The organism is Bradyrhizobium sp. USDA 3240 (assembly GCF_054063295.1).
Genome location: NZ_JBSSGD010000002.1, coordinates 1,295,693 through 1,321,212 on the forward strand (window position 1 = coordinate 1,295,693; position 25,520 = coordinate 1,321,212).

A 25,520-nucleotide genomic window follows, 5' to 3' on the forward strand; every position below is an offset into this window, starting at 1 on the left:
GGCTTTCGCCAGGACGACGAATGGAGAGAGCCGCTGCAAGTCAGCACAGCAAAAAGCCCCGGACGACGCCGGGGCTCTTCACTTCATCGATCGCGGTCAGCGCAGATCAGTAGCGGTAGTGGTCCGACTTGAACGGGCCTTCCTGCTTGACGCCGATGTAGTCGGCCTGATCTTTGCGGAGTTCGGTCAGCTTGGCGCCGACCTTGGCGAGGTGCAGGCGGGCAACCTTCTCGTCGAGCGTCTTCGGCAGCACGTAGACCTTCTTCTCGTACTTGCCGCTCTTGTTGTTGGCCCAGAGTTCGATCTGCGCCAGCGTCTGGTTGGTGAACGACGCCGACATCACGAACGACGGGTGGCCCATCGCGTTGCCGAGGTTCACGAGGCGTCCTTCCGACAGCAGGATGATGCGGTGCTTGTCGGGGAATTCGATCTCGTCGACCTGCGGCTTGATGTTGGTCCACTTCAGGTTCTTCAAGGTCGCGACCTGGATCTCGTTGTCGAAGTGGCCGATGTTGCAGACGATGGCGCGATCCTTCATCGCGCGCATGTGCTCGATGGTGATGATGTCCTTGTTGCCGGTCGCGGTCACGAAGATGTCGGCGCGCGGCGCGGCATCTTCCATGGTCACGACCTCATAGCCTTCCATCATCGCCTGCAGCGCGCAGATCGGATCGATTTCGGAGACCATGACGCGGCAGCCGGCCTGGCGCAGCGAGGCAGCCGAGCCCTTGCCGACGTCGCCGAAGCCCGCGACCATCGCGAGCTTGCCCGACATCATCACGTCGGTGCCGCGACGGATGCCGTCGACCAGCGATTCACGGCAGCCATAGAGGTTGTCGAACTTCGACTTGGTGACGCTGTCGTTGACGTTGATCGCCGGGAACAAGAGCGTGCCCTTGTTGGCCATCTCGTACAGGCGATGCACGCCCGTGGTGGTCTCTTCCGAGACGCCCTGGATGTTCTTGGCGATCTCCGCGAAGTAGCCCTTCGGCTTCTCCTCCAGCAGGCGCTTGACCAGCGCGTAGAAGATCTCCTCTTCCTCGGAGGTCGGCTTGTCGAGGAAGGCGGTGTCGCCCTGCTCGGCGCGATAGCCAGCATGCACCAGCATGGTGGCGTCGCCGCCGTCATCGAGGATCATGTTGGGCGTGCCGCCGCCATGCCAGTCGAACAGCTTGGCGGTGTAGTCCCAGTACTCGGTCAGCGTCTCGCCCTTGATCGCGAACACCGGAATGCCAGCGGCGGCGATCGCGGCCGCGGCGTGATCCTGGGTCGAATAGATGTTGCAGGAGACCCAGCGGATGTCGGCGCCGAGCGCAGCCAGCGTCTCGATCAGCACGGCGGTCTGAATCGTCATGTGCAGCGAACCCGCAATGCGCGCGCCCTTCAGCGGCTGGTTGGGGCCGTACTCCTCGCGGGTGGCCATCAGGCCGGGCATCTCGCTCTCGGCCAGCGAGATCTCCTTGCGGCCGAAATCGGCGAGCGCAATGTCCTTGACGATGTAGTCGGTGAAGCCGGGCTTCGTGGGGGCGTTCATGAGAGCGTCCTGTTGTTGAACTCATTGTTCCGGGGCGCCTCGCAGAGGCGAACCCGGAATCTCGAATTGATGAAAAGGGATTCCGGGTTCGCTCGCTCACGCGAGCGCCCCGGAATGACGCAAGTGTCAGAGCGCGCGCTTCAGCGGCTCGACGAGATCGGTCTTCTCCCAGGAGAAACCGCCCTCATTGTCGGGCGTGCGGCCGAAATGGCCGTAGGCCGAGGTGCGCGCGTAGATCGGACGGTTGAGGTCGAGATGGGTGCGGATACCGCGCGGCGTCAGATCCATCGCCTTGGCTGCCGCCTTCTCGAGCTCATCCTCCGACACCTTACCGGTGCCGTGGGTGTCGATGTAGATCGACAGCGGACGCGCCACGCCGATCGCGTAGGCGAGCTGCAACGTGCAGCGATCGGCGAGACCGGCCGCAACGATGTTCTTGGCGACATAGCGCGCGGCGTAGGCGGCTGAGCGGTCGACCTTGGTCGGATCCTTGCCGGAGAACGCGCCGCCCCCATGCGGAGCCGCGCCACCATAGGTGTCGACGATGATCTTGCGCCCGGTCAGGCCGGAGTCGCCATCGGGACCGCCGATGAAGAACTTGCCGGTCGGATTGATGTGCCAGATCGTCTTGCCGTTGATCCACTCCTTCGGCAGCGCCTCGCGCACATAGGGCTCGACGATGTCGCGGATCTGGCTGGACGAGAGGTCCTCGACCAGATGCTGATGCGACACCACGATCTCGCGAACGCCGACCGGCTTGCCGTTCTCGTACTGCACGGTGACCTGGCTCTTGGAGTCCGGACCGAGCACCTTCTCCTTGCCGGAGTGGCGCGCTTCAGAGATCAACCGCAGGATCTTGTGGGCGTAGAAGATCGGCGCCGGCATCAGGTCCGGCGTCTCGTTGGTGGCGTAACCGAACATGATGCCCTGGTCGCCGGCACCCTCTTCCTTGACCTCGCCCGGCTGCAGCGCGTCGACGCCCTGCGCGATATCGGCCGACTGCGGATGCAGCAGGATCTCGATGTCGCAGGTGTTCCAGTGGAAGCCGTCCTGCTCGTAGCCGATGTCCTTGATCGCAGAGCGAACCACGCCCTCGATCTGCTCGTTGGTGACGGAAGCCGGACCGCGGGTTTCGCCGGCGATCACCACCTTGTTGGTGGTCGCGAGCGTTTCGCACGCCGCGCGGATCTGCCACGGGTCGATGCCCGCCTTCGGCCCCTCGCGATAGAACAGATCGACGATCTCATCCGAGATGCGATCGCAGACCTTGTCCGGATGGCCTTCCGAGACCGACTCGCTGGTGAAGAGATAAGACGCGCGCATCAAGCAAACCCCTTGTTTCGTCGAAGTCCGACGTTGGTTGGTGAATATGTCCCCGGAATGTCAGTCTCGTCGCCGCGAGATGACGTAGGATTCGTCGTAAAACCACAGCCCGTTGTGTTTACGGAGAACCTCGCGTGTGGCCTCGAGAGCTCGTCCGTTTTCGGTCGTTTCAGTCAACCGCTCATCTTCGATCTGCGCGACATATACTGCTGCGTTCCAGGCGGCGAAGGCGGTCGAGGTTCCGATCGAGCCGGTCACCTCATTAGGCAGCGCTTCCATATCATATCGGAAGATCGAACGGTTATCGGCGTAGGCGTTGAAATTCAGCTCGCGGCCGGCCGAGCCCAACTCGTATTTCACCGCGCGCAGTATCTCATGACGGCTGACGGCGAAAGGATTTTCTCCGGGCCAGACGGCTTGAATGATTTCAAGTCCAGGATCGCTTCCGTGGGAGTGGATTCCTATCAGCCGCCCGCCGCCGCGCAGCGCGCGGGCCAGCGGCGCGATGATCCGCTTGGCGCGGAAATTCACCGAGGATTTGGCGCGATAGGGCTGCGAGGCGATCACCAGGTCGAAATTGGCCTCGGTCCGGCCGGCGCGGGGAATGATGGAATCGAGCAGGAACCGGTGATCGTCGCGGTACAGCACCAGCGCTACCGGCCGCTCATAGATCGGCATCGCATTGCCGGGGCTGAGATTGGCCCGCCAGTTCTGCTCCAGGAAGGGACCGAGTTCCGCGATCTGGGTCTCGAATTCGCCGGAGGACGCGCCGCGCAGGGCCACCTCGTGCCAGATCATGCTGGCGGCCGCCGCGGAGTTCTTGGGCGTCAGCCAGGGCGCCTCGGCGTAATACATGTTGGTGAACACGAAGACGCTCGCCGGGTGCTCGAACAGGCGGTCGGGGACCTTGTCGAGGGTGAGGCGGACGTCCTCCAGGCTCAGTTCCTTGCCGGCGACATAGAACGGCATATGTGGGAAGCGGCCATGCATGGCACGCAGGACCCTCGCCAGTACGGTGCCGTCGCCCATCCCGGCATCGAACACCCGCAGCGCCGGCGGCCGCGGGTGGATCGCGGCCAGTTCCAGCGCAACCCGGTCGGCGATCACCCGCTTCTCGCTGCAGGTGTGGACAAACAGCAGATAGCGCTGGCGGTTCTCGAAAAAGCGGAAATTGCCCCTCGGATCGCGCTTTTCCGGCGGCACCACGAGGCCGCGCGGCGGCGCGACTCCGCCCGGCGTCGAGGTCGCGATGAACGCATTGATGCGGTCGAGCGTATCGATGGTGATGCGCTTGCCCTCGCGCAGCCGGTGCACCAGCTTGCCGTCGTTGACGGCACGGCGGCCGAACGTCGTCTCCGCCATGTCGGAGTGACGGCAGAAATCCGTGATCTGACTGAGGATTTCGTCGTTCTTCATGGTGCCTGGAGTGGGCAGCGGCCGGTGGGACAAAAGTGGGCAGAGATAGTGTGCGGCGAGGTCTTATCACCATTTTCCCACCAGTTGAACCCCCTCCACGACCGATCACCAAACAGTCATGGATAGCCTCCTGGACCGCCTCGCCGCCGCCGACCACCGTGATGGCCCTACCCCTGGATGACCAATGCGCCGCCTGCTCCTGATCCCCTGCCTGCTCACGGCCATCCTGTGGTCGGCACCCTGCTTCGCGCAGGCGCGCTCCCAGCTCGGCCCACTCTGCACGACCGACACCACGCCGGCCGACCAGATGATCGACGCCTGCACCAAGATCATCGCGTTGAAGGTGTTTTCCGGCGAGAAGCTTGCGACGATCTATTTCTGGCGCGCAGTGGGCTGGAACAAGAAGGGCAACTACGCGCAGGTGATCGCTGACGCCACCGAGGCGCTGCATCTGAAGCCCAGCACCCCCGTCTACAATCTGCGCGGCTCGGCCTATTACGACAAGGGCGAGTACGACATCGCGATTGCCGACTTCAACGACGCGCTGCGCATGGGGCCGCCGGGCGGCATCATCTTTCACAACCGCGGCAATGCCTATCGCGGCAAGGGCGACTACGCCAAGGCGATCGCCGACTACGATGCCGCGATCAATGCCGGCCCGAAATCGGCGTTCTCCTATCAGAACCGGGGCGCCTCGAAGCAGGCGCTCGGCGATCTCGACGGCGCGCTCGCCGACATCAACGAGGCGGTCAGGATCGATCCGTCGCTGCCGCAGCCGCTGATCAGCCGCGCCGTAATCTGGCGCGCCAAGGGTGACATCGCGCGCGCGATTGCGGACACGACGGAAGCGATCCGGCTCGCGAAGGCGAAAGCGCCGGTCAACATCATGACGCCGCCCGGCAGCGTGCTGATCTCGGCCTACACCCAGCGCGGCCTCGCCTATGAGGCGAACGGCGATGCTGCGCGCGCCAAGGAAGATTACGCGTCAGTGCTCGAGGGCGTGGCATCCGACGCCGGCAGCAAGGCCAACCAAGCCACCGCCAAGGTGCGGCTCGCGCTGCTGAAGGAGGCCGACGCGGCGCCGCGCAAGACCGCTGCAGCGCCTGCCGCCGAAAGCAGCCCTGCGCCCGCACCGCCCGCGGCAGCAGCTCCTGCAGCACCAGCGGCGCGTGTGCAGGCCGCGGCCACCGGCCGGCGCGTGGCGCTGGTGATCGGCAACGGCGCCTATGCGCATGTGAAGGCGCTGCCCAATCCACCGAACGATGCCCGTGCCATCGCCAAGAGCCTGCGCGACATCGGCTTCACCGTCTCCGAGGGTCTCGATCTCGATCGCGACACGATGCAGAAGACGATCCATGACTTCCTGCGCGAGGCGGCGCGGTCGCAGATCGCCGTGGTCTATTACGCCGGTCACGGCGTGCAGGTCGACGGCCGCAACTACCTCGTGCCGCTCGATATCGCGTTCAAGGCGGGAGCCCGTATGACCGACGCCATGGTCGACATGGACACCATCATGGCCGGCCTCGACGATCAGATCCGTACCAACATTTTGATCCTCGATGCGTGCCGCAACAATCCGATGGCGCCGCAGGTGGCATCCGCAGGGCCGAGCCGCGGCATCGAAGCCGGCTCAGGCCTTGCCGCGCCCGCCTCGCTCGGATCAGGCTCGACGCTCGGCGCCGGCACGCTGATCGCGTTCGCGACCGCGCCGGGCCAGGTCGCGCTCGACGGCGAAGGCGCCAACAGCCCGTTCTCGGCGGCGTTGTCCCGCCATGTCGGCACGCCCGGCCTCGAAGTGCAGCAGATGCTGACGCGGGTTCGCGCCGAAGTCGTCGCCGCGACCAAGGGCAAGCAGGTGCCGTGGTCGAACTCCTCGCTGCTCGGGGAGGTCTATCTGGCGGAGCAGTGATGGCGTGCGCGAGAAATACCATCGGGGCGCGTCGGCGACGAGGCACCTACTCGTCCGTTCGCCGCGCCACGAATGTGCCACCCGGCTGGTAAACGATCATCTCGTCGATGATCGCCTCATCACCGCAAAACTCGACGAAGCCGGCCTGCCCGGCAATGCGAAACCTCCTGCCTTGCTCCGGCGCGAGGCGATAGGCCGGCTGTTAGTCGGACTTCAATTCGAGCACCCCCTCGCTATCCAGCGCGACGCGGTGCGTGATCGCGCCCCACTTGAAGCTGCCGACACAGCGCGTGCGGAACGCGACGTCGGTGCAGTCGCCGGCCGCCAGGCGCACGAACACGATATCAGCGACTGCCGGTTCGAGCGGCGCCGAAAGGCTGACTACGTTGCCGTCGCGATTGGTCAGGAACGTGATCGGAAGCGAGTCCGGCACATAGCGGTCCGGCACCTCGGGCGTTTCGAACGTCTCAAAGTGCCGGTGCACCAGAGCCGCAAACAGGCCGCGCCAGGACCAATGCAGGATGCCCTCCAGCTCCCTAATCGACATCACGCCGTAAGCAGGGTGTTCATAATCGCCGGCGTAGGCCGCAAGTTCGTGCGCCGGGTGTGTGTTGGCGCGGCGGCCCTTCTCCCGCATGCCCTTGTCGACCTGGATCTGCTCAAGGGCTTCGACACGCCGCTTCCGGAAACGCTCGCGCCATTCGATCGGCTCGCGGCCGCGCAGCCGGTCGATGATCTGCAAGGTGAGCGTCCATGGCACCTGGTTCGGACTGCGATTGGTGAAGACGGCAATGCCGATGCCGAAATCCGGTAGCAGCGTCATCTGCGTATTCCAGCCAATCCAGCCGCCGCCGTGCTCGACCAGTCGGTCGCCGCGGTAGCTGTTGCACTGGAAACCAAGGCCGTAATGCGCCTGGCCGAACTCCGCATAGCCCGGCAACGTATTGTAGACACGCGGCGCATGCAGCTCACCGATCAGCGCTGCCGGCAATATGCGCTCACCGTCGAACGCGCCCTGACCGAGATGCAGCCGCATCCAATTCGCGAAATCCGCGACCGAGGTGGTCATCGCGCCGGACGCGATGGTCGTGATCGGCAGACGGAACGCGGGCAGCCGCGTGTCCTCATGCATCATGTACGGCCGCGCCGGCTCCGGCGAGCATTCGAGATCATCAAGATTGAAGCCGACGTTCATGCGGAGCCGATCGGTCAGGCGCGTGCGGACGAACGCCTCATAGCTCTGCCCGCTCAGGCGCTCGATCAGTAAGCCCGCAACGTTGTAGCAGAGGTTGTTGTATTGAAATGCGCTCCGGATATCGCGGCTCAGTTCCAGATGCTGCATCAGGCCGAGCATGTCGGCCGGCGCGAGATCGCCGGGCTCGTGCACCCAGTCATGGCGTGGCACCCCGGTATGATGACACAACAGATCGAGCACGGTGACGCGCTCTGTCGCCACCGGATCGCTGAGACGAAACTCGGGGATATAGTCGCGTACCGGTTTGGCCCAATCGAGCCGCCCCTCATCGTGCAGCAGCGCGATCGCAGTGGCGGTGAAGGATTTGGTGATCGAGCAGATCGCGAACTGCGTCGCCGGCGTAACCGGCAAATTCGCCTCGACATCGCGCTGGCCGTAGGCGCGTGTGAGCAAGACCTTGTCGTCCTGCACCACGGCGAGCGCGGCGCCCGGCACCTTCCAGTCGGCCATGACGTCGGCGGCGAGACGATCGAGCTCGGGAATATAGGATGCAATTTGCGCACTGGACGCGTCGGATGATTGGGGCATGATGGCCTCTCGGCTTCAACAGCAACAGACGGCGCCTCACCAAAGCGAGGCGCGGCGGCGTTACGGCAACCCGGTCATTCGACCGGCCAACCGTTCGTCAGTGCTGGCTAAGCTCGAAAGCGATCAACATCGTTGGATCATCCTCAATAGGCCAAAGCTATCATGCGGCAAGAACGACTGTCCAGCCGCACAAGCTGACGCGGTATGCGCCTTCATTCCTGCACCTCGAAACTGCGAACCCGGAACGGCGAGCGAAACCTACTTGCGCCACACCTCGTTTGCGACCTCGACCGCAAGCCGCAGCTTGGCCCACTGCTCTTCCTCGGAGAGGATGTTGCCCTCCTCGGTCGAGGCGAAGCCGCATTGCGGGGACACTGCGAGCTGCTCGATCGGAGCGAATTTGGCCGCCTCCTCCAGCCGCCGCTTGATGTCGTCCTTTTTCTCGAGCTCGCCGAACTTCGAGGTGATGACGCCGACCACCACGACCTTGTTGCCTTTAGGCAGGAAGCGCAGCGGCTCGAAGCCGCCGGCACGATCGGAGTCATATTCGAGGAAATAGCCGTCGTAATTGGTGCCGGCCAGCATGGTCTCGGCGACCGGCTCATAACCGCCGGAGGAAATCCAGGTCGAGCGGAAATTGCCGCGGCAGACATGCGTCGTGATCACCATGTCGGACGGACGATCGGCGATCGCGTAGTTGATGACGCGGGCATAGATCTCCTGCAGGCCATCGGGATTGTCGCCGCGGTCGCGCGACTTCTGCAATTCCTCCTGCGAGCACAGATAGGCCCACACCGTGTCGTCGAATTGCAGATAACGGCACCCGGCGTCGTAGAACGCCTTCACCGCCTTGCGATAGGTCTTGCCGAGGTCCTGATAGAACTCTTCGAGATCGGGATAGACCTCCTTCGAGATCAGCTTGCGGCCGCCGCGGAAGTGCAGCACCGCCGGCGACGGGATCGTCATCTTCGGGGTGACATGCGCCTGGTCGGCGTACTTCTTCAGGAACCTGAAGTGATCGAGCATCGGGTGATGGTCGGAGAAGTCCAGCTTGCCGATCACCCGGATGGCGTCGTGCCGGGTCTGCACGCCCGCGAACTGGATGCCCATGTCGGGGTGGAACAGCTCGCAGCCGGTCAGATGACTGAGGAAATCGAAGTGCCACCAGGACCGGCGGAACTCGCCGTCGGTCGCAAGCTTGAGGCCAACCGAGGCCTGCTTGTGCACGACCTTCTCGATCTCCATGTCCTCGATCTTGCGCAGCTCGTCGGCCGAGATCTCGCCCTTCTCCAGCCTGGCGCGCGCTTCCTTGATCTTCGGCGGACGCAACAGGCTGCCGACCTCGTCGGCGCGGAACGGTGGCTTGGTTCGCTGCATGGTGAACTCCCTGAGGGCGTCAGTGTTTTTTGGTCCCGGCGACGCCGAGATGGCGCTCGAGGACGGCGGGATCGGCCTTCAGCGCGCTGCTTGCCGCATCGTGCACAATCGTCCCGCGTTCCAATATCACAACGCGGTCGGCGAGCCCGAGAATCTTTTGTGCATTCTGCTCGACGATGATCGAGCAGATGCCACCCGAGCGCGTGATGGTTCCGATCGCCTTTAACAATTCCTCAACGATGATCGGCGCGAGGCCTTCGGTCGGCTCGTCGAGCAACAGCACTTTCGGGTTCAACGTCAGCGCGCGGCCGATCGCCAGCATCTGCTGCTCTCCGCCGGACAGCTGGTTGCCGAAATTGCCGCGCCGCTCTTTCAGCCGCGGAAACATCTCGTACACCCGCTCGACCGTCCACGGCCCGGGCTGCGCCACCGCGGTCATGTTCTCTTCCACCGTCAGCGAGCGGAAGATGTTGCGCTCCTGCGGCACCCAGCCGATCCCGGCGCGGGCGCGCTGGTCGGGCCGCAGCGCCGTGATGTCGTGGCCCGCAAGCGCGATGCTGCCACTGAGGCGCCTGACGATGCCGACGATCGAATTGATCAGCGTGGTCTTGCCGGTGCCGTTGCGGCCGAGCAGCGCCAGCACCTGGCCCTCGGCAAGCGCCAGCGACATGTCGGGCAGCACCACCGCCTCGCCATATCCGGCGCGCAAGCCCTTGATGGAGAGCAGGTCAGGCATCGGCCGCCTCGCCGAGATAGACCGCCCTCACCTGCGGATCGCGCGCGACCTCGTCGGGCGCGCCCTCGGTGAGCAGGCCGCCATTGACCAGCACCGAGATGCGGTCGGCGAAGGAGAACACCAGATCCATATCGTGCTCGATCAGCAGCACCGTGACTTCGCGCGGCAGCGCCGCGACCGCCGCCAGGATATCGTGGCGCTCGCTCTCGGGCACACCGGCCGCCGGCTCGTCGAGCAGCAGCACCCGCGGCCTGGCGGCGATTGCGACCGCGATCTCGAGCAGGCGCTGCTTGCCGTAGGGCAATGTCGAGGTGAGCTCGGTCATCACGTCGAGCAGATGGAAGCGCGACAGGATCTCTGCGATCTCGGCATTGACGTCGCTACGCGTTCCCATTCGCCGCCACCAGTCGCCGCCGCGGCCCATCCGTTCGGAGACCGCAAGCCCGATGGTCTCGAGCGGAGTCAGGTCGGCATAGAGCTGGTTGATCTGGAAGGTGCGCGACAGCCCGCGCAGCACCCGCCTGTGCACGGAGAGGCCGGTGATGTCGCTGCCCTCGAGCAGGATTCGTCCGCGGTTCGGCGCCAGCACGCCGGTGAGCTGATTGATGACCGTGGTCTTGCCGGCGCCGTTCGGACCGATCAGCGCGTGGCGGGCGCCCTGCATCACCTTCAGCGAGAGGTCGTGGGTGACGCGAAGGCCGCCGAAGGACTTCTCGAGGCCGCGGGTTTCGAGCGCGATGGTCATGGCGCGTCGCCCTCGGGCATTGCAACGGCGGCCCTGCGGCCGGCGAACTGGCGGATGATCAGGTTCGGCACGAACAGCACCCAGCGGTGGATCCGCGCGCGGCCGACCATCACGATCACGACCAGCACGAGGCCGATCCAGAACAGCCAGTATTGCGGGGTGATGCTCTGAAACAGCTCCTGCAGCATCTTGAACACGACCGCGCCGATCAGCCCGCCATAGAGATAGCCGGTGCCGCCGATCACGAGCACCAGCATCAAATCGGCGGAGCGCTCGAAGGAAAACACGTCGAGCGAAGCCAGCGCCGTGGTCTGGGTGAACAGCGCGCCGGCGATTCCGGCATAGAAGGCGGCGAGCGTATAGACCGCGATCAGGCGGCGGTTGACCGGTATACCGATTGCGGCCGCGCGCAGCGGATTGTTCCTGATCGCGCGCAGCGACAGGCCGAACGGCGAATGCACCACGCGTCGAGCAAACAAGAACAGGATGAACAGCACGATCAGCGAGTAGAACAGCCCGGTCTTGCCGAACATGTCGAAGGCAAACAGCCCGAGGATCGGCTGCATCTCGATGCCCTGCAGGCCGTCAGTGCCGCCGGTGACATCAGAGAAGCGTTCGGCGAGCGCTTCCAGCAGCAGCGCGATGCCGAGCGTGACCATCAGCCGGGTCAGGTCGACGCCGCGGATGACGAGGAAGCTGGTCAGGAAGCCGAGCACCGCCGCGACGAGGCCGGCGGCGACCAGCGCAATGACCGGCTCGTTGATGATGCCGTGCAGCGCCAGCAGGCCGGCCGAATAGGCGCCGACGCCGAAGAAAGCAGCGTGGCCGAGCGAGACGATGCCGGCGTAGCCGAGGATCAGGTCGAGCGACAGCGCGAACAGGCCGAGCCGCACGATGTCGGTCATGATCAGATAGCGCGACGGGAACAGGAAGGCGCAGGCGAGCGCCAGCACCCAGAAGGCGACCTCGCTGATCCGCCAGCGCGCGCTGGCCATCGCGTGAGTGGAGACGTCGGACAGCGCGGTCATATCAGCCTCACCGCGCCGCGGTGCGGCCGAACAGACCGTTCGGGCGCCAGAGCAGGATCACGATCATGACAGTGTAGATCACGAAGGGGCCGACCTTGGGCACGTAGTATTTGCCGGCGACGTCGGCGATGCCGAGCAGCAGCGAGGCAAGGAATGGCCCCGTGATCGAGGAAGAGCCGCCGACGGTGACGACGATCAGGAAGTAGATCATGAACTTGAGCGGGAAGTACGGATCGAGCCCGAGGATCTCCGCGCTCAGCGCGCCGCCGAGCCCGGCGAGGCCGCAGCCGAAGGCGAAGGTGAACGCGAACACCTGCGGCACGTTGATGCCGAGCCCGATCGCGGCGCGCGGATCGTCGACCGCGGCGCGCAGGCGGCTGCCGAACCGCGTCTTGGCGAGGATGAGCTGCAGCGCCAGCGTCAGCAGGCCGCAGATCACGACGATCATCAGCCGGTAGCGTCCGATGCCGACGCCGAACAGATCGATCTGCCCTTCCAGCGCCGCCGGCAATTTGATGAAGACCCGCGACGATCCCATGATGTAGTCGACCGCCGCGACCGACATGAACACCAAACCGATCGAGAACAGCACCTGGTCGAGATGGCTGCGGCTATAGAGATGGCGGTACAGCGTGCGCTCCAGCGCGACGCCGATCGCGGCACTCCCGACAAAGGCGAGCGGCAGCGCTGCGAAGAACGGCCAGCCGGAATTGTTGACCAGCACGGCGCAGATGTAGCCGCCGGCCATGGCGAAGGCGCCATGCGCGAGGTTGACGAAGTTCATCAGTCCGAGCGTCACCGCAAGCCCGCAGGCCAGCACGAACAGCAGCATGCCGTAGGCGACGCCGTCGAACAAATTGGTGAGGATTGAGGCCATGAAGTCAGCTTAAGCGAGAGGGCGCAAACGACACCACGTCAACAGGATCGTCATGGCCGGGCTCGTCCCGGCCATGATGTGCAGCGAGCGGAGCTTTCGCGCGTCACTTCTTGGTCTTGCCGGAATCCTTGACGGCCTCGAAGGTCGCGAACTCGACGTTGTAGAGTTCGCCGTCGACCTTCTCGACCTTGCGGATGTAGATATTCTGGACGATGTCGCGGGTTTCCGGATCGATCGAGATCGGGCCGCGCGGGCTCTCCCACTTCATGCCCTTCATCGCCTCGATCAGCTTGTCGCCGTCGGTCGCACCATTGGTCTTCTTCAGCGCCTCGTAGATCAGATGGATGCCGTCGTAGCCGCTGACCGCCATGAAGCCCGGACGGTTGCCGTATGCCTTCTTGTAGGCGGCGACGAAATCCTTGTTCATCTGTGAGGGGTGCGCTGCCGAGTAGAGATGCGCGGTCACCGCGCCAAGCGCGGCATCGCCCATGTTGTTGAGCAGGTCGTCGTCCATCACGTCGCCGGGGCCGATCACCTTGATGCCGCTCTTGTCGAGCCCGCGTTCGGCATATTGCTTCATGAAGTTGCCGCCCTGCCCGGCGGGCACGAACACGAACATCGCGTCGGGCTTGGCATCCTTCATGCGCTGCAGGAACGGCGCGAAGTCGGGATTGGCGAGCGGGACCTTGATCTCTTCCACGATCTCGCCGCCGCCGGCAGTGAAGTGCTGCTTGAAGAAGGTCAGTGCATCATTGCCCGGCGCGTAGTCGGAGGTCAGCGTCGCGACCTTCTTGATGCCGTTCTTGACCGCCCAGTCGCCGATGATGGTGGAGGACTGCGCCAGCGTGAAGCTGGTGCGCACGATATAGGGCGAGCGCTCGGTGATGATCGAAGTGCCAGCGGCCATCACGACTTCCGGGATCTTGGCCTGCGTCGCCAGCGGTGCCGCGGCCAGCGCCGCCGGCGTCACGCCGAAGCCGGCGATGAAATTGACCTTGTCGTTGACGATCAGTTCCTGCGCGAGCCGCTTGGTGTTGTCGGGCACCGCGGCGTCATCCTTCAGGATGATTTCGATCTTCTTGCCGGCGACGGTGTCGCCCTTCTGCTGCATGTAGAGCTTGATCGCGTTATCGATCTGCTTGCCGGTCGAGGCCTGGCCGCCGGTCATCGGCAGGATCAGGCCGATCTTGACGGCGTCGTCCGCCCACGCCGGCACGCTGGCGCACAGACCCGGAAGCACGGCCGAAGCGGCGCCCCACAGCAACATTTTGCGACGACTGAACATCGACATCCCTCCCCCTTCCATTGTTCTGCGTCGAGCCGAGTGCCCGGCCCTTGCCTTACCCTAGCCCAAGTCACGGCCGAGCCGTAACGCGACAAGGCGTTTCCCCGCGTCCTCTGTCAATCGGACGATGGACGTGTGTCGCGCGCGCCGCGATTTGGCCCAGTCGCAGAAACAAGTATCAGGATACCAGAATCCGCCCCCGAAACTCAACGCCCCCACAAGTACCGATGTCGCTCGCTCAGGCGGCCGCCAGCTGAATTCATTTGTACGATCGTACAAATCAAGCAGCAATGTCAACAAACAAGCACAATTGCAGCCGAACGGTCGCGCCTGAGATCATCATCCATAAAGACCAGGGCTGTATGCTGCCGCCAATGCCGATCCTCACACGCCACATCCCTGTCCTGACTGCCCTCGCGCTCGCGGCCTGCGCGCTCGGGGGATGCAGCACCGTGAATCAAAAGGTCTCGGCCGGCATGGCCGACTACATTCCGGCCTGGGCCGGCGGTCTGCCCGCGGACGCGCCGCCGCGGGCGGGCACCCCCGAATACGACAAGTTCATGCAGGAGCGGGAACGCAAGCGCCTGATGCCGGCGGCGGAGCGCGGCGATGGCGCCAAGGCGCCGGCGCAGAACGCCACCCAATGACAGCCTAGCTGGGCGAATCCTCGCTGAGGATTTCGCCGCGGTAACCGAACTCCACCATATGCACGGTGACGTAGTCCGCGCCGATGAACGCCACGCCGTAGGACTCCGGCAGATCGGCGACGGTCAGGACCTTCGCGAACACGGGGTAGCTGGCGTGGTTCGTTCCGCGCAGCGAGGTCGAGGGGACACCGGCAACCGAACCACTCAGCACCATGTGGCAGTGACCGAAGAAGATATGCCGGATCTTGCTCCGGTGCTTCGCGACGATCGAGCGGAACGCGGCATCGTCGAGCAGGCCGATCCGGTCGACCGGGGCGATATGCGTCGGGAACGGATTGTGATGCATGAACAGGAAGAACGGACCGTCATGCTGCGATAGCTCCCGCTCCAGCCAGGCCTGCCGCCTCTCGCAGAAACTGCCGGCGGCGGTCTGCGGCTCATAGGTGTCGAGGAGCAGGCAGCGGCCGAACGAGGCGTCGTGCGCACCTTGCGCGAACCCGTCCGCGTCGGCGCATTCGGGAAACACGCCGAGAAACGTCTCGCGATGGTCGTGGTTGCCGATACAAAGCAGCGTCGGGATCGGAAACCGACTCAGGCGCTCGCGCAGCAATTGATAGTCGGCGAGGTCACCGAGATCGGAAAGATCACCCGAGATCACCATGAGCTCGGCATCGCGATGATCGGCAAGCACATGGTCGAGCGCACGCTCGAGGTTCAGCAGAGGATCACGGCCGAAGATCGTCCGCCCCGGCGCCGTCAGATGGATGTCGCTCATGTGGATGAGTTTCATGCAGCACCTCGATGCAGGGCGACACCATGGCCGTCAGCACGACAATCGGGTGAACGGCGGATCAGTCCACGAACACCACGGTCTTGCGCCCGTTGAGGATGACGCGGTCGGCGAGATGGTAGCGGATTGCCCGCGCCAGCACGCGGCGCTCGATGTCGCGGCCCTTGCGCACGAGATCCTGGGGCGTGTCGCGATGGCTGATGCGCTCGACGTCCTGATCGATGATCGGCCCCTCGTCGAGATCGCTGGTGACATAATGCGCGGTGGCGCCGATCAGCTTGACGCCGCGCTCATGCGCCTGGTGGTAGGGCTTGGCGCCCTTGAAGCCCGGCAGGAAGGAATGATGGATGTTGATGCAGCGGCCGGACAGCCGCGCCGACATCTCGTCCGACAGGATCTGCATGTAGCGGGCCAGCACCACGAGATCGGTGTTGGTGTCCTGGGCGAGCTTCCACACCGCGTCTTCCTGCTGCCGCTTGGTCTCTTTGGTCACCGGCAGATGATGGAACGGGATATCGCCGAAATCGAGCGAACCGTAGCTCTCGCGCGGATGGTTGGAGACGATGGCGGTCGGGATCATCTCGAGCTCGCCGGTGCGCCAGCGATAGAGGATGTCGACCAGGCAGTGATCGGACTTGGACACCAATAGCATCACCCGGCGGCGGCTGGCGCGATCGCGCATCTGCCATTCCATGCCGAAGCGTTCGGCAATCGCGGTAAAGCCGGTTTGCAGCGCAGCCAGCTCCACCGCGAGATCGGCCGCGGTGAACACCACGCGCATGAAGAACTTGCCGGTCTCGATGTCGTCGAATTGCTGGGCGTCCAGGATGTTCTGCCCATTATGCGCCAGGAAGGTCGAGACCGCAGAGACGATCCCCGGTCGATCCGGACAGGACAGGGTCAGAACGAATTGATGGTCGGGCATGCCAATTGACCAAAGCTTGAGCAGATATGTGGAACGGTCATTTTCGGCCCTCGTCTACACCGCAGGCGGCCTTGCGCCAATCCCGGCGCGGGGGTCAAATCGAACAAATGACGACAATGTTTGTTAGGGACCATCATGGCTGACCGGCTGAACGGCTACCGCATCCTGATCCTCGAGACGCGCGAGGAGGCGCAGTTTTCCCGCCTGCTCGCCGAACAGGGCGCCGACGTGCTGCAATGCCCGATGTTCACCATCCACGACGCGCCGGACCCGTCGCCGATCGAGGCCTGGATTCGCCGCGCCATCGAGCGGCCGCTCGACGACCTCGTGCTGATGACCGGCGAGGGCCTGCGCCGGCTGATGAAGGTGGTGCGCCGGATCGGGGTCGAGCCGGAGTTTGTCACGAGCCTCGGCAAGACGCGCAAATTTGCCCGCGGCCCCAAGCCCGGCCGCGCGCTGCGCGAGATCGCCCTAGAGCCGCAAATGACCACGGAGAAGCCGACCTCGGAAGGCGTCGCCGAGATGCTGTCGAAGCTCGACCTGAGCGGCCATCGGCTCGGCCTGCAGCTCTATCCGGACAAGGATCACGCCACCCTGATCGGCGCGATCAAGGCACAGGGCGCCGAAGTCGATACGGTGCTGCCTTATGTCTACGACGCGCAAGCCGCCGACGCCAACATCGTCACCGCGATCGAGGAGATGGCGCGGGGCCGCATCGACGCCATCGCGCTCACGAGTTCCGGCCAGGTTCGCCGCCTGCTCGAGGTGGCGCAGGCGCACAAATGCGAGGCGCAATTGCGCGAGGGCCTGCAGCAGACCCCGATCGCCTCCGTCGGACCGGTGGTGTCGGACGAATTGAAGACCTACGGCTTGCGCACCGACATCTACCCGGCGAACGATGCGTTCTTCATGAAACCGCTGATCTCGGCGATGGCGACGGCGCTGTCGAAGGCTCCGCCGCGCGCGACGGCGAAGTAACGCTCGGCGCTACTCCGCAGCCTGCTTGGTCTTGTTCAGATAGGCCTGGTAGGCGAGCTTGATGCCATCCTCGAGCGAGGTTGTGGCACGCCAGCCGAGCTTTGCGAGCCGGCTGACGTCGAGCAGCTTGCGCGGTGTGCCGTCGGGGCGCGAGGTGTCGAAACTGATCTCACCGCGATAGCCGACGGTAGCAGCGACCACGCGGGCGAATTCGGCAATGGTGATGTCCTCGCCGGTGCCGATATTGACCAGCTCCGGTGAGGAATAGGTCTTCATCAGATGGATGCAGGCGTCGGCGAGGTCGTCGACATAGAGGAATTCGCGGCGCGGGGTGCCGGTGCCCCACACCACGACACTGCCGGCACCGGAGACCTTGGCCTCGTGGAAACGGCGGATCAGCGCGGCGACGACGTGACTGTATTCGGGATGATAATTGTCGCCGGGACCGTAGAGATTGGTCGGCATCACGCTGATGAAATCAGCGCCGTATTGGCTGCGATAGGCCTCGGCCATTTTGATGCCCGCGATCTTGGCGATGGCATAGGGCTCGTTGGTCGGCTCCAGCGGGCCGGTCAGCATCGAATCCTCGCGCAACGGCTGCGGCGCCAGCCGCGGATAGATGCAGGACGAGCCGAAGAACATCAGCTTCTCGCACCCATTAGCATGAGCCGCCTGGATCAAATTGCTCGAGATCGCCAGATTGTCGTACAGGAATTCGGCCCGCAGCGTGTTGTTGGCGACGATGCCGCCGACCTTGGCGGCAGCGAGGAACACGGCTTGCGGCCGCTTCGCGGCAAACCAGGCATTCACCGCGGCCTGGTCGCGCAGATCAACCTCGCCGCGCGACACCGTCAGCAGCTCGGCCCCTTCGCGCGCCAGCCGGCGCATCAGCGCCGAGCCGACCATGCCGCGATGGCCGGCGACGAAGACCGTCTTGCCCTTCAGTTCAAACGCCGTGCTTGCCATTGGCCGCATCCTGCCTGGCCTCGACGAGATCACTGGCGACCATTTCCTTCACCAGCTGCGCGAACGGCGTCTTCGGTGCCCAGCCGAGCTTGGCGCGCGCCTTGCTGGCGTCGCCGATCAGAAGATCGACCTCGGTCGGACGGAAATAGACCGGGTCGATCTGCACCAGGGTGTTGCCGGTCGCCTTGTCGACGCCGATCTCCTCGACGCCCTTGCCGCGCCATTCGACGCTGCGGCCGACTTCCGCAAATGCCAGCTCGACGAATTCGCGAACCGAGCGCGTCTCGCCGGTCGCGAGCACGAAGTCGCCGGGCTCGTCCACCTGCAGGATCTTGTGCATGCCCTCGACATAGTCGCGGGCGTGGCCCCAGTCGCGCTTGGCATCGAGATTGCCGAGAAAGAGCTTGTTCTCCAGGCCGACCTCGATGCGGGCGACGGCGCGGGTGATCTTGCGCGTCACGAAGGTCTCGCCGCGGATCGGGCTCTCATGGTTGAACAGGATGCCGTTGCTGGCGAACATGCCGTAGGCCTCACGGTAGTTCACCGTGATCCAGTAGCCGTAGAGCTTGGCGACGCCATAGGGCGAGCGCGGATAGAACGGCGTGGTCTCCTTCTGCGGCACCTCCTGCACGAGGCCGTAGAGCTCTGAGGTCGAGGCCTGGTAGAACCGGGTCTCCTTTTCCATGCCGAGGATGCGGATCGCCTCCAGCAGGCGCAGCACGCCGATGGCGTCGGCGTTGGCGGTGTATTCTGGGCTCTCGAAACTGACCTGGACGTGGCTCTGGGCGGCGAGGTTGTAGATCTCGGTCGGCCGGATCTGCTGTACCAGCCGGATCAGATTGGTCGAATCGGTCATGTCGCCGTAGTGCATCAGGAACGGCACGTTGCCGGCGTGCGGATCCTGGTAGAGATGGTCGACCCGCGCGGTGTTGAACGAGGACGATCGGCGCTTGATGCCGTGCACGGTATAGCCGAGGCCGAGCAGATATTCGGCGAGGTACGCGCCGTCCTGCCCGGTGATCCCGGTGATCAGCGCAACGCGCCGCTTTGAGTCCTGAGCCGCCGAATCCTTAACCGCCATGTCATCTCCAGAGAGCGCGAAAACCGCGCGGTCCCGACGAGGCCGGTCTGTAGCATCCGGCCTGCTTTGAGTCTAATGGCATAATCGTTTGAAATCAGCACTTTAGAGCATCGCGAAATAGCCAGGTGCGAACTGGCCCCGGTCACTCCCCGTAGTGGCGCAGCCGGTCGAGCTCGATGATCGTCACCCCGCCATATTCGAGCCGCAGCAGGCCCTCGCGCTCGAGCCGTTTCAGGCACTGGTTGGCGTTCTGCCGCGAGATACCCGACAGCGCCCCGATCTCCTCCTGGGTGATCTCCAGGTGCAAGGTGAGCTCGGGGTAGAGAATCGGATTGAACAGCGAGGCGATCGAGCGCGCCAGCCGCGCAGTGGCGTCCAGCGTGCGGCCGTATTCGAGCAGCGCGATGAACTGGCCGAGCCGCTCGTTGAGCTGTCCCACCAGGAAGCGGTTGAAGCCGACGCTGTTCTCGAACAGCCAGACGAAGGTCCGGCGGTCCATCATCGCCAGCCGCGTGTCGCGCAGCGCGACCACGTCGTAGCGCCGCAGCTCGTTCTTGAGCACGGTGCCCTCGCCGAACCAGGCGCCGGCGGTAAGGCCCGCGAAGCTCGCCGCCTTGCCGCCGCGCGAGACGATGCCCATCCGCGCCAGCCCGGTGACGATGCCGGTCCAGTACTGGAAATTGTCGCCGCGCATGAAGATGAATTCGTTGGCGCGGTAGGCCTTCTCGGAAATGCCGGCGCGCGCGATTTCGATCTCTTGCTCGCTCAGCTCGCGCGACCAGGCCGCGATGCGCTTCAGGTAATCAGCAGCAATCATTCTAGCGACGGCATCCCACCCCAAGACACTGACTAAGATACTGGCACGATATTGCACCGCAGCAACGCCGTGCGCGAAGCCAGGAACCCGCTTCCTGGAATGCCAACGAAAATTCCTGACCAATTGTCGGGCACATGACAATTCAACCTATCGCTTTCTCGTATTCAGAGCCACCTCGCGTAACGCCGCGTGCAGCGCCTTGATGGAGCGCCGACCGCGGACGACGCGAGCGACGGGCTTGCAGGCGGGGTGCGGCGTTACCGCGCATGACGTAGGCGATCGGGGCGAGCAATGCTCCCGAACGCCGGCTTCATTAGTCGGATGGTCTCCCTCCGGCGGCCCATGTAAGATCGAAGTGTAAGATCGAAGCGAAGATAAAGAGCGCGCCAAAGCGCCCCTATCTGGAGGGAACAGGGTGGCCAACAGTCTCGAGGTGCGCGGAGTCTCATTGCGCTTTGGCGGCGTCCGCGCGCTGACCGAAGTCAGCTTCGGCGTCAACGAGGGAGAGCTGTTCTCCATCATCGGCCCGAACGGCGCCGGCAAGACCTCGATTGTCAACTGCATCTCCGGCCGCTACCGGCCGACCGAAGGCCAGCTGTTCTATCGCGGCCAGGACATCACTGCGCTCACCCCGAATGCGCGGCCCCGTCTCGGCATCGGCCGGACCTTCCAGAATCTCGCGCTATTCCACCATATGAGCGTGCTCGACAACATCATGGTCGGACGCCATCACCTCTTGAAGAACAACTTCATCACGGGATCGCTGTACTGGCTGACCGGCGCGCGCCGCGAGGAGCTGGAGCACCGCCGCAAGGTCGAGGAGATCATCGACTTTCTCGATCTGCAGTCGGTGCGCAAGGCGACCGCCGGCACCCTGCCCTATGGCTTGCGCAAGCGCGTCGAGCTCGCCCGCGCGATGGCGCTGGAGCCGCAGCTGATCCTGCTCGACGAGCCGATGGCCGGCATGAACTTCGAAGAGAAAGAAGACATGGCGCGCTACATCGTCGATCTCAACGAAGAGTTCGGCATGACGGTGATGATGATCGAGCACGACATGGGCGTCGTGATGGACATCTCCCACCGCGTCATGGTGCTGGATTTCGGCCGCAAGATCGCCGAGGGCGATCCGGCCGCCGTGCTCGCCGATCCCCACGTCAAGCGCGCCTATCTCGGCGAAGAGGACGAGGTGCTGGTCGATCCCGACGACAAGCCGGCGGTGCGGGAGAGCGCGGCATGATGGACTATGCCGGTCGCGCCGCGCAGGCCGACACCTTTCCCAAGATGCTGCGTCTCAACGCGAGGGAGCACGGCGGCGAGATCGCGCTGCGCGAGAAGGATTTAGGGCTGTGGCGCGAATTCACCTGGAGCGACTACCAGACCCGCACCCATGATTTCGCGCTCGGCATGGTCGAGCTCGGCCTCGGCCGCGGCGACGTGATCGGCATCATCGGCGACAACCGGCCAGACTGGGTCGCCGCCGAGATCGCGGCCCACGCGATCGGCGCGATGAGCCTCGGCCTCTACCGCGACGTGCTGGACGAGGAAGCGTCCTATCTCCTGATCTATGGCGAGGCCAAGCTGGTCTTCGCCGAGGACGAGGAGCAGGTCGACAAGCTGCTCGCCCTTGCCGACCGCGTGCCCAATCTCAAGCACATTGTCTATTCCGACCCGCGGGGTATGCGGAAATACGACGATCCGCGGCTGATGGAGGCGAGCAAGCTCGTCACGCTGGGCCGCGACCGCTCCGCGCGCGAGCCCGGACTGTATGACCGGCTGGTCGACGCCACGCGTGGCGAAGACGTCGCGATCCTCTGCACGACCTCGGGCACGACAGCCAACCCGAAGCTTGCGATGCTCTCGGCCGGACGTGTGCTGCGGCACTGCGCGACCTATCTCGCCTTCGATCCGAAGGGGCCGGACGACGAATATGTCTCGGTGCTGCCACTGCCCTGGATCATGGAACAGATCTACGCGCTGGGCAAAGCGCTGCTCTCCCGGATGAAGGTCAACTTCGTCGAAGAGCCCGACACCATGATGAACGACTTCCGCGAGATCGCGCCGACCTTCGTGCTGTTCGCGCCGCGGGTCTGGGAATCGATCGCGGCCGACGTCCGCGCCGGGGTGATGGATGCCTCGCCGTTCAAGCAGCGGCTCTACGATCTCGGCATGAAGACCGGGCTTGCGGCGCTCGCCGAAGGCAAGCACTCGATGTTCGCCGACAAGGTCTTGTTCCGTGCGCTACGCGACCGGCTCGGCTTCACGCGGCTGCGCTCGGCGGCAACCGGCGGCGCGGCGCTCGGGCCGGATACCTTCAAGTTCTTCCAGGCCATGGGCGTGCCGCTGCGCACGCTGTACGGCCAGACCGAGCTGCTCGGCGCCTACACGCTGCATCCCGAAGGCAAGGTCGATCCCGATACCACGGGCGTTCCGATGGCGGATGACATCGAGATCCGCATCGACAATGCCGATGTCAACGGCGTCGGCGAGATCGTGGTGCGGCACCCCAACATGTTCCACGGCTACTACAAGAACCCCGAAGCATCGGTCGCCGACATCAAGGGCGGCTGGATGCATTCGGGCGATGCCGGCTACTACAACGACAATCGACAGCTTGTCGTGATCGACCGCATCAAGGATCTCGCCGAGACCTCGCGCGGCGAGCGCTTCTCGCCGCAATATATCGAGAACAAGCTGAAATTCTCGCCCCATGTCGCCGAAGCGGTCGTGCTCGGCGCCGGCCGCGACGCGCTGGCTGCGATGATCTGCATCCGTTACTCGATCATCTCGAAATGGGCGGAGAAGAACCGGATCTCGTTCACGACCTATACCGACCTGTCCTCGCGGCCCGAAGTCTACGCGCTGCTGAAGAAAGAGGTCGAGACCGTCAATACCACCCTGCCGCCGGCGCAACGCATTTCGCGCTTCCTGCTGCTCTACAAGGAGCTCGATGCGGACGACGGCGAACTGACGCGGACCCGAAAGGTCCGCCGCGGCGTCATCAACGAGAAATACGCCGACATCATCGAGGCGATCTACCGCGGCAAGGTCAACATTCCCGTCGACACCCTGATCCGCTTCCAGGACGGCACCACGCAGCGCGTCCGCACCACGCTCGAGGTCGTCGATCTCGGCCGTGCCGTGATCGCGGAGGCAGCGGAATGACCATTCAAGCCGCGCGATCCGCATATTCGGCCGTCGTGCGCGGGCTTGACCCGCGCATCCATCCCCTTCGCAAGGGTCTTCATTCGCGATGGATCGCCGGGTCAAGCCCGGCGATGACGATCTGCAAGGTTGGCAACACCCCATGAACATCCAGTTCCTGATCCAGCTGATCGTCAATGGCCTCGTGGTCGGCACGCTGTACGGCGTCGTCGCGATGTCGTTCGTACTGATCTACAAGGCGACGCAGGTCGTGAACTTCGCGCAGGGCGAATTGCTGCTGGTAGGCGCCTGGGTATGCTGGGCGCTGCTGACGAAGTACCAGGTGCCGTTCTGGGTGGGCATGCCGATCACACTGGTGTTCATGTTCATCTTCGGCATCGCGATCCAGGTCGTGATCCTGCGGCCGATGATCGGCGAACCGATCATTTCCGTGATCATGGTGACGATCGGCCTCTCGACCGTGTTCCAGGCCGCGCTGAAGTGGATCTTCGGCGTCAACCCGCAGCCGTTCCCGCGCGTATTCCAGAGCCAGTCGGTCAGCCTGTTCGGACTGCAGATCCAGACTGTCTATGTCATGAGCCTCGTGGTCTCGCTCGCCATGATGGTCGGCATGGCCTGGTTCTTCCGCGCCTCCAAATACGGCCTGGCGATGCGCGCCACCGCCTTCAACCAGCAGGTCGCGCAGTCGCTCGGCATTTCCGTGAAGAACGTGTTTGCGATGGCGTGGGCGATCTCGGCCACGGTCTCGGCGGTCGCCGGCGTCGTGGTCGCCGTGGTCAACGGCGTGTCGTCCGGCCTCTCCGCCTACGGCATCAAGGTGTTTCCGGCCGCGATCCTCGGCGGGCTCGACTCGGTCGGCGGCGCGGTGCTCGGCGGCATCATCATCGGGTTGCTGGAAAACGTCGCCCAGTATGTCGACAGCGAATATCTGCACTGGGGCAATCTGTACGAGATCGCGCCGTTCTACGTCCTGATCATCATCCTGATGATCAAGCCGTACGGGCTGTTCGGCACCAAGGACATCGAGCGGGTCTGATCAATGGCAACGAGCACCCTCATCCCGTCGGGCGATTTCCGCACCAGCTACGCGGCCGACACCACGATCTTCCCGACCGCGACCAGCCGCAACTTCGCGATTCTGGGCATCGCGCTCGCCTGCTGCGCGCCGATGCTACTGTCCAACTACCTACTCTCGATCGCGATCCAGATCGGCATCTTCGCGATCGCAGCGCTCGGTCTCAATGTCCTGGTCGGCTTCACCGGCCAGATCTCGATCGGCCACGCCGCGTTCTTCCTGTTCGGCGCCTTTACCTCGGCCTACATCTCCAACAACGCACCGATCCCGGTGTTCTTCGCGATCCCCCTCGCCGGCGCGATCACGGCGCTGGTCGGCCTGGTGTTTGGCGTGCCAGCAGCACGGCTGAAGGGGCTCTACCTCGTCATCGCGACGCTCGCCGCGCAGTACATCCTGCTCGACTTCTTCTCGCGCGCCGATTGGTTCTCGGGCGGTTCGGTGCCGGCCAGCGCCAATCCGTTCTCGATCTTCGGCTACACGCTGCGCGGCGACAAACAGTATTTCTACGTCGTGCTCGCCTACATGGTGATCAGCTATCTGCTGGTCACCAATTTGATGCGCACCCGCGACGGCCGCGCGCTGGTCGCGATCCGCGATCACTATCTCTCCGCCGAGATCATGGGCATCAACCTGACCAAGTACCGGACGCTGTCGTTCGGACTCGCCGCCTTCTTCGCCGGCATCGCCGGCGCGCTCTACGCGCATTATCAGCTGGTGGTCTCCCAGGAAGGCTTTGGCATCGAGCGCTCGGTGCTGTTCCTTGCGATGGTGATCATCGGCGGCACCGGATCGGTGATGGGCACGCTGATGGGCACGGCCTTCGTGGTGCTGCTGCCGGAATCGATGGAATGGCTGAGCGCCTGGCTAAAGGGCAGCGCCATCGACAAGGCGCTGCAGCTCAACAACAACATCACCTTCCTGCGCGAGATCGCGATCGGCCTGATCATCATCGGCTTTTTGATGTTCGAGCCGGATGGCCTCGCGCATCGCTGGCGGCAGATCAAGGCCTATTGGAAGCTCTATCCGTTCTCGCACTGACGCTTGGAACAACTCAAATTCGGTTCAA

Annotated in this window: 22 protein-coding genes; 7 read left to right on the top strand and 15 right to left on the bottom strand. The window is 64.2% G+C overall.

Annotation, left to right across the window (positions count from 1 at the left end; all coding sequences use genetic code 11):
• Positions 1 to 106: 106 nt before the first annotated feature.
• From ahcY to ACVIGA_RS06890, 3 genes are all read right to left on the bottom strand, one after another.
• Entirely contained in the window at positions 107 to 1,534 is a 1,428-nt protein-coding gene (ahcY, locus tag ACVIGA_RS06880; protein WP_456665780.1) for an adenosylhomocysteinase, read from the bottom strand.
• A 126-nt stretch (positions 1,535 to 1,660) separates the two neighbouring features.
• On the bottom strand, positions 1,661 to 2,857 hold the full coding sequence (gene metK, locus ACVIGA_RS06885) for a methionine adenosyltransferase (RefSeq protein ID WP_223969238.1): 1,197 nt from the start codon (positions 2,855 to 2,857) through the stop codon (positions 1,661 to 1,663).
• Between the two features lie 60 nt (positions 2,858 to 2,917).
• Positions 2,918 to 4,273, bottom strand: coding sequence for a hypothetical protein (locus tag ACVIGA_RS06890; RefSeq protein ID WP_092115496.1), 1,356 nt, complete (start codon positions 4,271 to 4,273; stop codon positions 2,918 to 2,920).
• Positions 4,274 to 4,457: 184 nt separating this feature from the next.
• Between ACVIGA_RS06890 and ACVIGA_RS06895 the strand changes: the two genes are divergently transcribed.
• The gene (locus ACVIGA_RS06895; protein ID WP_456665781.1) at positions 4,458 to 6,182 is read left to right on the top strand and encodes a caspase family protein; all 1,725 of its coding nucleotides are present in this window, start codon (positions 4,458 to 4,460) and stop codon (positions 6,180 to 6,182) included.
• A gap of 202 nt (positions 6,183 to 6,384) precedes the next feature.
• Here ACVIGA_RS06895 and ACVIGA_RS06900 read toward each other — a convergent pair whose 3' ends face one another.
• The 7 genes from ACVIGA_RS06900 to ACVIGA_RS06930 form a co-directional block, all read right to left on the bottom strand.
• Positions 6,385 to 7,965 (bottom strand): serine hydrolase, encoded by a 1,581-nt coding sequence (locus ACVIGA_RS06900; RefSeq protein ID WP_456665782.1) that lies wholly within the window; start codon positions 7,963 to 7,965, stop codon positions 6,385 to 6,387.
• 258 nt (positions 7,966 to 8,223) lie between these two features.
• Positions 8,224 to 9,342: a cobalamin-independent methionine synthase II family protein gene (locus ACVIGA_RS06905; RefSeq protein ID WP_456665783.1), complete on the bottom strand. Its 1,119-nt coding sequence runs from the start codon at positions 9,340 to 9,342 to the stop codon at positions 8,224 to 8,226.
• A 19-nt stretch (positions 9,343 to 9,361) separates the two neighbouring features.
• Positions 9,362 to 10,078, bottom strand: a complete 717-nt coding sequence (locus tag ACVIGA_RS06910; protein WP_456665784.1) for an ABC transporter ATP-binding protein — start codon at positions 10,076 to 10,078, stop codon at positions 9,362 to 9,364.
• On the bottom strand, positions 10,071 to 10,823 hold the full coding sequence (locus ACVIGA_RS06915; protein WP_456665785.1) for an ABC transporter ATP-binding protein: 753 nt from the start codon (positions 10,821 to 10,823) through the stop codon (positions 10,071 to 10,073). Before ACVIGA_RS06915 ends, ACVIGA_RS06910 begins: the two co-directional genes overlap by 8 nt.
• Positions 10,820 to 11,851, bottom strand: a complete 1,032-nt coding sequence (locus ACVIGA_RS06920; protein ID WP_456665786.1) for a branched-chain amino acid ABC transporter permease — start codon at positions 11,849 to 11,851, stop codon at positions 10,820 to 10,822. The genes ACVIGA_RS06915 and ACVIGA_RS06920 overlap by 4 nt, the downstream gene beginning before the upstream one ends.
• Before the next feature lie 7 nt (positions 11,852 to 11,858).
• Entirely contained in the window at positions 11,859 to 12,728 is an 870-nt protein-coding gene (locus ACVIGA_RS06925) for a branched-chain amino acid ABC transporter permease (RefSeq protein WP_456665787.1), read from the bottom strand.
• Between the two features lie 103 nt (positions 12,729 to 12,831).
• Entirely contained in the window at positions 12,832 to 14,013 is a 1,182-nt protein-coding gene (locus ACVIGA_RS06930; RefSeq protein WP_456665788.1) for an ABC transporter substrate-binding protein, read from the bottom strand.
• A 374-nt stretch (positions 14,014 to 14,387) separates the two neighbouring features.
• On the opposite strand from ACVIGA_RS06930, the gene ACVIGA_RS06935 reads away from it, so the two are divergent.
• Positions 14,388 to 14,660, top strand: a complete 273-nt coding sequence (locus tag ACVIGA_RS06935; protein WP_456665789.1) for a hypothetical protein — start codon at positions 14,388 to 14,390, stop codon at positions 14,658 to 14,660.
• A gap of 4 nt (positions 14,661 to 14,664) precedes the next feature.
• Here ACVIGA_RS06935 and ACVIGA_RS06940 read toward each other — a convergent pair whose 3' ends face one another.
• On the bottom strand, positions 14,665 to 15,450 hold the full coding sequence (locus tag ACVIGA_RS06940; protein WP_456665790.1) for a metallophosphoesterase: 786 nt from the start codon (positions 15,448 to 15,450) through the stop codon (positions 14,665 to 14,667).
• A gap of 61 nt (positions 15,451 to 15,511) precedes the next feature.
• Positions 15,512 to 16,375: a formyltetrahydrofolate deformylase gene (purU, locus tag ACVIGA_RS06945; RefSeq protein WP_456665791.1), complete on the bottom strand. Its 864-nt coding sequence runs from the start codon at positions 16,373 to 16,375 to the stop codon at positions 15,512 to 15,514.
• Positions 16,376 to 16,510: 135 nt separating this feature from the next.
• On the opposite strand from purU, the gene ACVIGA_RS06950 reads away from it, so the two are divergent.
• Positions 16,511 to 17,353, top strand: coding sequence for a uroporphyrinogen-III synthase (locus ACVIGA_RS06950; RefSeq protein ID WP_456665792.1), 843 nt, complete (start codon positions 16,511 to 16,513; stop codon positions 17,351 to 17,353).
• Positions 17,354 to 17,362: 9 nt separating this feature from the next.
• On the opposite strand, the gene fcl is transcribed toward ACVIGA_RS06950, so the two are convergent.
• The 3 genes from fcl to ACVIGA_RS06965 form a co-directional block, all read right to left on the bottom strand.
• Positions 17,363 to 18,319, bottom strand: a complete 957-nt coding sequence (gene fcl, locus ACVIGA_RS06955; RefSeq protein WP_456665793.1) for a GDP-L-fucose synthase — start codon at positions 18,317 to 18,319, stop codon at positions 17,363 to 17,365.
• Positions 18,300 to 19,400: a GDP-mannose 4,6-dehydratase gene (gene gmd, locus ACVIGA_RS06960; protein ID WP_456665794.1), complete on the bottom strand. Its 1,101-nt coding sequence runs from the start codon at positions 19,398 to 19,400 to the stop codon at positions 18,300 to 18,302. Before gmd ends, fcl begins: the two co-directional genes overlap by 20 nt.
• 142 nt (positions 19,401 to 19,542) lie before the next feature.
• Positions 19,543 to 20,217 (bottom strand): Crp/Fnr family transcriptional regulator, encoded by a 675-nt coding sequence (locus ACVIGA_RS06965; protein WP_223969213.1) that lies wholly within the window; start codon positions 20,215 to 20,217, stop codon positions 19,543 to 19,545.
• 415 nt (positions 20,218 to 20,632) lie between these two features.
• Here ACVIGA_RS06965 and ACVIGA_RS06970 point away from each other — a divergent pair, with 415 nt between their 5' ends.
• The 4 genes from ACVIGA_RS06970 to ACVIGA_RS06985 all read left to right on the top strand — a co-directional run bounded on the left by ACVIGA_RS06970 (position 20,633) and on the right by ACVIGA_RS06985 (position 25,492).
• The gene (locus tag ACVIGA_RS06970; RefSeq protein ID WP_375775695.1) at positions 20,633 to 21,454 is read left to right on the top strand and encodes an ABC transporter ATP-binding protein; all 822 of its coding nucleotides are present in this window, start codon (positions 20,633 to 20,635) and stop codon (positions 21,452 to 21,454) included.
• Complete coding sequence (locus tag ACVIGA_RS06975) at positions 21,451 to 23,379, top strand: AMP-binding protein (RefSeq protein WP_456665795.1); 1,929 nt, start codon at positions 21,451 to 21,453, stop codon at positions 23,377 to 23,379. The genes ACVIGA_RS06970 and ACVIGA_RS06975 overlap by 4 nt, the downstream gene beginning before the upstream one ends.
• Positions 23,380 to 23,521: 142 nt before the next feature.
• The gene (locus ACVIGA_RS06980; protein ID WP_223969207.1) at positions 23,522 to 24,415 is read left to right on the top strand and encodes a branched-chain amino acid ABC transporter permease; all 894 of its coding nucleotides are present in this window, start codon (positions 23,522 to 23,524) and stop codon (positions 24,413 to 24,415) included.
• 3 nt (positions 24,416 to 24,418) lie between these two features.
• A complete protein-coding gene (locus ACVIGA_RS06985; RefSeq protein WP_456665796.1) occupies positions 24,419 to 25,492 on the top strand; it encodes a branched-chain amino acid ABC transporter permease in 1,074 nt (357 codons plus the stop codon).
• The last annotated feature ends 28 nt before the right edge of the window (positions 25,493 to 25,520 follow it).